This window comes from Caulobacter sp. CCH9-E1, from assembly GCF_001556515.1.
In the GTDB taxonomy this organism is placed as follows: domain Bacteria; phylum Pseudomonadota; class Alphaproteobacteria; order Caulobacterales; family Caulobacteraceae; genus Caulobacter.
In genome coordinates this window covers 1-6,376 of the sequence record NZ_LSJA01000250.1, presented here as the reverse complement: position 1 = coordinate 6,376, position 6,376 = coordinate 1, and the positions used below count along the sequence as shown (strand labels likewise).

6 protein-coding genes are annotated in these 6,376 nt (G+C 68.5%); 5 read left to right on the top strand and 1 reads right to left on the bottom strand.

Annotated features, from left to right (window positions below; genetic code table 11):
- Positions 1–61: 61 nt before the first annotated feature.
- Positions 62–628, bottom strand: coding sequence for an NnrU family protein (locus tag AX690_RS14025; RefSeq protein ID WP_066680068.1), 567 nt, complete (start codon positions 626–628; stop codon positions 62–64).
- Positions 629–775: 147 nt separating this feature from the next.
- On the opposite strand from AX690_RS14025, the gene AX690_RS14020 reads away from it, so the two are divergent.
- From AX690_RS14020 to ileS, 5 genes are all read left to right on the top strand, one after another.
- Positions 776–1,636, top strand: coding sequence for a TIGR01459 family HAD-type hydrolase (locus AX690_RS14020; protein ID WP_066680067.1), 861 nt, complete (start codon positions 776–778; stop codon positions 1,634–1,636).
- A gap of 60 nt (positions 1,637–1,696) precedes the next feature.
- Entirely contained in the window at positions 1,697–2,119 is a 423-nt protein-coding gene (locus tag AX690_RS14015) for a MaoC family dehydratase (protein WP_066680065.1), read from the top strand.
- Complete coding sequence (locus AX690_RS14010) at positions 2,119–3,075, top strand: bifunctional riboflavin kinase/FAD synthetase (RefSeq protein WP_066680061.1); 957 nt, start codon at positions 2,119–2,121, stop codon at positions 3,073–3,075. The genes AX690_RS14015 and AX690_RS14010 overlap by 1 nt, the downstream gene beginning before the upstream one ends.
- Before the next feature lie 177 nt (positions 3,076–3,252).
- Complete coding sequence (locus tag AX690_RS23370) at positions 3,253–3,297, top strand: hypothetical protein (protein WP_181242883.1); 45 nt, start codon at positions 3,253–3,255, stop codon at positions 3,295–3,297.
- Positions 3,298–3,374: 77 nt separating this feature from the next.
- Positions 3,375–6,284, top strand: a complete 2,910-nt coding sequence (gene ileS / locus AX690_RS14005) for an isoleucine--tRNA ligase (protein WP_066680058.1) — start codon at positions 3,375–3,377, stop codon at positions 6,282–6,284.
- The last annotated feature ends 92 nt before the right edge of the window (positions 6,285–6,376 follow it).

Below are 6,376 nucleotides of genomic sequence, written 5' to 3'. Positions count from 1 at the left end.
TAGCCCCCTCAGTCGCTCCGCGACAGCTCCCCCGCATCGCGGGGGAGCATCTTCAAGCCCCTCAACCCATCGGCGAGACGCCAAACAGCACCCGGTGCAGCCCCACCACGAACAGCGCATAGAGCACCGTCCCCGCCGCCACCGCGATCACATCCGCGATCGGCTTGGTCACGACCGGCGCGGGCTCCTTGCGGTTGACCGCCGAGATCAGGTCGAGGATCGCCCAGGCCAGGAAGGCGCCGAACAGCACCACCGAGGCCAGGTCGCCGTTCGCCAGCAGGTGCCCGCTGGCCCAGGCGATGGTCCCCAGCAGCATCGGGTGGCGCACCGTGGCCTTGACCCGCCCGACCGGACCGTTCGATCCCGCCAGCAGGATGAAGGCGATCCAGACGAGGCCCATGGCCGCGTGACGGCCCCAGGTCGGTGGGTCATAGACTTGCGGCGCCGTCGGCCGGGCGGCGATCCAGCCCAGGATGATCAGCACGAAGCCCAGGCCCGCGATCAGTGAAAAAAGGCCCTTCCAGCGCTTCTCATTGGCGGCGATCTGGCCGTCGCGCAGCGGCGCGGCCAGGATCCGCACCGAATGGATCCCCAGAAACACCACCAGACCCAGGATCAGTATCGTCATCGGCCCCTCCCAAGGTTGGCGAGAGGATAGCCACGGAAGGCCGATCTTCGGAAGCGTCGCCGCGCGGCCTTGAATTCCGATGCGCGGGGGAACAGCTAAGGGCCCGGCGACATTGACGCCCCGCCTCCCGACCGGTACCGCCGCAGCATGATGGATTTCCCGCCTGGCCTGAGCGCCCTCTCCGACCGCTACGACGTGGTGCTGTGCGACGTCTGGGGTGTGATCCACAATGGGGTGGCCAGCTTCCCCGAGGCTTGCGAGGCCCTGACGAAATGGGGCCAGGAGAAGGGCCCGGTGGTGCTGATCTCCAACTCGCCGCGCCCGTCGGCCGACGTGGTGGCGCAGCTGGACGGCCTCTCCGTGCCGCGCTCGGCCTGGAGCGGCTTTGTCACCTCGGGCGACGCGACGCGGGCGCTGCTAAAGGCCAACGCGCCGGGCAAGGTCTGGAAGGTCGGACCGGCGCGCGACGACGTGCTCTATGACGGCATCGACCTGACGCCCGCGGGCTGCGAGGACGCCGACTTCATCTCCTGCACCGGCCTCTACGAGGACGAGAAGGAAGTCCCCGAGGACTATCGCGACCGCTTGAAGGTCGCCGCCGACCGGGGGCTGCTGTTCATCTGCGCCAATCCCGACCGCGTCGTGCAGCGCGGCGACAAGCTGATCTTCTGCGCCGGCGCTCTCGCCGACCTCTATGAGAGCCTGGGTGGCAAGGTCGTGATGGCCGGCAAGCCCTATGGCGCGATCTACGAACTGGCCCTGGCCGAGGCCGAGCGCCTCTTGGGCCGTCCCGTCGATCGCGACCGCGTCCTGTGCGTCGGCGACGGCGTGATCACCGACGTGAAGGGCGCCCACGACCAGAAGCTGGCCTGCCTGTTCATCGCCAAGGGCATCCACGGCGAGAAGGCGATCGGCCCGGACGGCCGCCTGAATCCGGAAGCCGTTCTGGCTCTGCTGGAAGCCGAGCAGGTCGGCGCCACGCACGCCGTCGGTGATCTGGTCTGGTGATCGGGTTTCGAAACGCTATGCTGTGTGCAGCGCACAATAAAAACCCGAGGGGAAAGCGTCATGCAGGGTAAGTTTCTGGAAGAGCTGAGCGTCGGCCAATCCGCCGAGCTGGTCCGCACCGTGGGCGAGGCCGACATCGAGGCCTTCGCCGAGGTCACCGGCGACAAAAATCCGGTCCACCTGGACGCCGAGTACGCGGCCAAGACCAGCTTCGGCGAGCGCATCGCGCACGGCATGCTGTCGGCGGGCTACATCTCGGCGGTGCTGGGCACCACCCTGCCCGGCCCCGGCGCGATCTACCTGTCGCAGACGCTGCGCTTCAAGCGGCCGGTCAAGATCGGCGACGAGGTCACCGCCCGCGCCACCATCACCGAAATCGACGAGGCCAAGGCCCGCGTCACCTTCGCCACCGTCTGCCTCGTGAACGGCAAGCCGGTGGTCGAGGGCGAGGCCGTGGTCATGGTCCCCCGCAAGGCCGCCTAATGCCCCTGAAGACGATCCAAGCCTGGAAGGACCTGCCGGCCGAGGCGCGCGGCGCCTCGGTGGCGCTGGGCAATTTCGACGGCGTCCATCGCGGTCACCAGCAGGTGATCGCCCAGGCCGCGAAAGCGGCCCTGGCCGGCAAGACCCCGCTGGGCGTCGTCAGCTTCGATCCGCATCCGCGACGCCTGTTCCGGCCGACCGAACCGGCCTTCAAACTGATGACCCACGCCCAGCAGGCCCGCGCCCTGGGCGGGCTGGGCGTGGACGTCTTCTATCTGCTGCCCTTCGACTTCGAGATGGCCAGCTTTGGCGACCGCGAGTTCGTCGAGAAGGTGCTGGTCGAGGGCCTGGGCGTGAAGCACGTGGCCGTTGGCTTCGACATCTCGTTCGGTCGCGGCCGCTCGGGCAGCGCCGAGCTGATGAAGGCCTATGGCGACGAATACGGCTTCACCGTCTCGGTGGCCGAGCCGGTCGCTGATATTTCCAAGGAGGGCGGCGATGGCGAGAAGTTCTCCTCGACCGCCGTGCGCGAGGCTCTGCGCGACGGCCGCCCCGAACAGGCGGCGCACATCCTGGGCCGACCGTTCGCCATCGAGGGCGTGGTCCGGCGTGGTCAGCAGCTGGGTCGGCAGCTCGGCTTCCCGACCGCCAATGTCGAGGTCGAGGACTATGTGGTCCCCAAGCTCGGCGTCTACGCCACCCGCACCCGCCTGCCCGACGGGCGCGAGGTTCCGGGCGTGGCCAACCTCGGCAACAATCCGACCACGGGCATCGTCGAGACGCGGCTGGAGACCTGGCTGTTCGACTTCGACGAGGATCTCTACGGCCAGATCATCGAAACCGACCTGGTGGCGTTCCTGCGACCGGAGCTGAAGTTCGACAGCCTGGACCTGATGATCGAGCAGATCCGGCGGGATGAGCAGGCGGCGCGGGCGATCGTGGCGCCGGGGTTTTAGGACGGCGCGCCAGTTCCTCCCCCGCACGCGGGGGAGGTGGCCCAGAGGGCCGGAGGGGGCAAACTCGGCCGCCTTCCAGCTCGCCCCCTCAGTCACTCCGTGACAGCTCCCCCGCGACGCGGGGGAGCATCTTGTCAGGCTGGCGTCGTCAGCCTCCCTCTGCTATCCCGCTGCCCCATGAGTTCCGTTCGGAAGATTTCGCGAATTATCCGCCCGGCGTGACGCCGCCGGACGATCCTCCAGCGCGCGCCGGGTTTTCCCGCCCTCTTCCGAAATTTCCAGAGCCGGATTTTCATCCCATGGCCGACGACGCCACGCCCGCCCGCGACTATCGCGAGACCGTCTTCCTTCCCGACACCCCGTTCCCGATGCGCGCGGGCCTGCCCAAGAAGGAGCCCGAGATCCTGGAAGGCTGGGCGGCCCTCTCCGACAAGGGCCTGTACGGCGCGGTGCGCGTCAAACGCCAGGCCGACGGCGCCCCGCTCTACGTGCTGCATGACGGCCCGCCCTACGCCAACGGCGCGATCCACATCGGCCACGCGCTGAACAAGATCCTCAAGGACTTCGTGGTCCGCAGCCGCTTCGCCCTGGGCTACGACGTCGACTACGTGCCGGGCTGGGACTGCCACGGCCTGCCGATCGAGTGGAAGATCGAGGAGAAGTTCCGCGCCCAGGGCCGCCGCAAGGACGAGGTCCCGGCCGAGGAGTTCCGCCGCGAATGCCGCGCCTATGCCGGCGGCTGGATCGAGGCCCAGAAGACCGAGTTCCAGCGCCTGGGCGTGCTGGGCGACTGGTGGAACCGCTACGCCACCATGGACTTCACCTCGGAAGCCACGATCGTCGCCGAGTTCCACAAGTTCCTTGAGACCGGCCAGCTCTATCGCGGCTCCAAGCCGGTGATGTGGAGCCCGGTCGAGCGCACGGCCCTGGCCGACGCCGAGATCGAGTACCACGACCACGTCTCGCCCACGATCTGGGTGAAGTTCCCGGTCGTCGAGGGCTCCGAGGCCGCCCAGGGCGCCAAGCTGGTGATCTGGACGACCACGCCGTGGACGATCCCGGCCAACCGCGCCGTCTCGTACAACCCCGACATCCCCTACGCCGTCTTCGAGGTGAAGGCGCTGGAGGAAGGCCTCGAGTTCGAGCCCTGGGCCAAGCCGGGCGATCGCCTGATCATCGCCGAGAAGCTGGCCGGCGACGTCTTCAAGGCGGCCAAGGTGGCGGCCTGGGAGAAGGTCGAGAGCGTCGACTGCGAAGGCATGGTGCTGGCCCACCCACTGGCCGAGCTCGACAGCCACTACGGCTTCTCGGTGCCGATGCTGGCCGGCGACCACGTGACCGACGACGCCGGCACGGGCTTTGTCCACACCGCCCCGGGCCACGGCGCCGACGACTATCAGGTCTGGCTGGCCCACGGCCACCGCGAGATCCCCGACACCGTCGATCCGGACGGTGCCTACTATCCGCACGTGGCCCTGTTCGCCGGCCTCAAGGTCCTCGAGACCGAAGGCAAGAAGGTCGGCAAGTTCGGGCCCGCCAACGGCGCGGTCATGGAAAAGCTGATCGAGGCCGGCAATCTGCTGGCGCGCGGCCGCGTCGAGCACAGCTATCCGCACAGCTGGCGCTCCAAGGCCCCGGTGATCTTCCGCAACACCCCGCAGTGGTTCATCCGCATGGACCACGCGGTGGACTCTCTGGGCGGCAAGACCCTGCGCGAGGTGGCGGTCCAGTCGCTGGCCGACACCGCCTTCCACCCCGACGCCGGCCGCAACCGGATCGGCGCGATGGTCGAGACGCGTCCCGACTGGCTGATCAGCCGCCAGCGCAACTGGGGTACGCCGCTGGCCATGTTCGTGGACAAGCACACCGGCCACCCGCTGAACGATCCCGAGGTCAACGCCCGGATTCTCGCGGCCATCCGCGAGGGCGGCGCAGACGCCTGGTTCACGCGTCCGGACAGCGACTTCCTGGGCCACCACGACCCAGCCCAGTACGAGAAGATCACCGATATTCTCGATGTCTGGTTCGACAGCGGCTGCACCCACGCCTTCACGATCGAGGGTCGCGCCGACAGCCACTGGCCGGCGGACCTCTATCTGGAAGGCTCGGACCAGCACCGCGGCTGGTTCCAGTCCAGCTTGCTCGAAGGCTCCGGCACCCGTGGCCGCGCGCCCTACAAGGCCGTCCTGACCCATGGCTTCACCATGGACGAGAACGGCGAGAAGATGTCCAAGTCCAAGGGCAACACGGTCGAGCCGCAGACGATCACCAAGGAGTCCGGCGCGGAAATCCTGCGCCTGTGGGCGGCCATGGTCGACTATTCGGAGGACCAACGGATCGGCAAGACGATCCTGGCCACCACGACCGACGCCTATCGCAAGCTGCGCAACACCATGCGCTACCTGCTCGGCGCCCTGGCCGGCTTCGACGACGCCGAGCGCGTCACCGACTACGCCGACTTCCCGCCGCTGGAGAAGTACATCCTGCACCGCCTGTGGGAGCTGGATGGCCAGGTGCGCGAGGCCTATGAGAGCTACCGCTTCTCGGACGTGATCCGGCCGCTGATCGAGTTCTGCCAGGGGGACCTGTCGGCGCTCTATTTCGACGTTCGCCGCGACAGCCTCTATTGCGACCGCCCCGACGCCCTCAAGCGCCGGGCCTATCGCACGGTGCTGGACGAGGTCTTCAACCGCCTGACCATCTGGCTGGCCCCGCTGGCCAGCTTCACGATGGAGGAGGCCTGGACCACGCGCTTCCCCGAGGCGGGTCCGGTGGCGCTGCGGGTGATTCCGGCGCGCGTCGACGCCTGGCGCAACGACACCGAGGCCGCTCGCTGGGCCAAGGTCGAGAAGGTCACCTCGGTGGTCACCGGCGCCCTGGAAGTCGAGCGCCGCGAGAAGCGCATCGGCTCGGCCCTGGAAGCCGCGCCGGTCGTCCACGTCGCCGACGAAGACCTGCTGGCCGCCTTCGAGGGCCTGGACGCCGCCGAAGTGTTCCGCACCTCCGCCGCGACCCTGGTCGCGGGCGACGCGGGCGCCTTCCGCGTCGACGAGGTCAAGGGCGTCTCGGTCGATCCCAAGCGCGCCGAAGGCCAGAAGTGCGCCCGCTCGTGGCGGATCCTCCCCGAGGTGGGAACCGATCCGCGCTATCCGGAGCTTAGCCTTCGCGACGCCGACGCCGTGGCCCACTGGGACGCGACGCACGGCTGATAATCTCCCTCTCCCATGGGGAGAGGGGTAGGGGTGAGGGGATAAACCGGTCGCCGGCGTAACCCCTCACCTCCCGCCGCTTTCGCGGCGGG

What these genes read in the sequence shown, in the direction of transcription:
- AX690_RS14025 (WP_066680068.1), bottom strand. Translation starts at nt 628, where the DNA reads ATGACGATACTGATCCTGGGTCTGGTGGTGTTTCTGGGGATCCATTCG.
- AX690_RS14020 (WP_066680067.1), top strand. Translation starts at nt 776, where the DNA reads ATGATGGATTTCCCGCCTGGCCTGAGCGCCCTCTCCGACCGCTACGAC.
- AX690_RS14015 (WP_066680065.1), top strand. Translation starts at nt 1,697, where the DNA reads ATGCAGGGTAAGTTTCTGGAAGAGCTGAGCGTCGGCCAATCCGCCGAG.
- AX690_RS14010 (WP_066680061.1), top strand. Translation starts at nt 2,119, where the DNA reads ATGCCCCTGAAGACGATCCAAGCCTGGAAGGACCTGCCGGCCGAGGCG.
- ileS (WP_066680058.1), top strand. Translation starts at nt 3,375, where the DNA reads ATGGCCGACGACGCCACGCCCGCCCGCGACTATCGCGAGACCGTCTTC.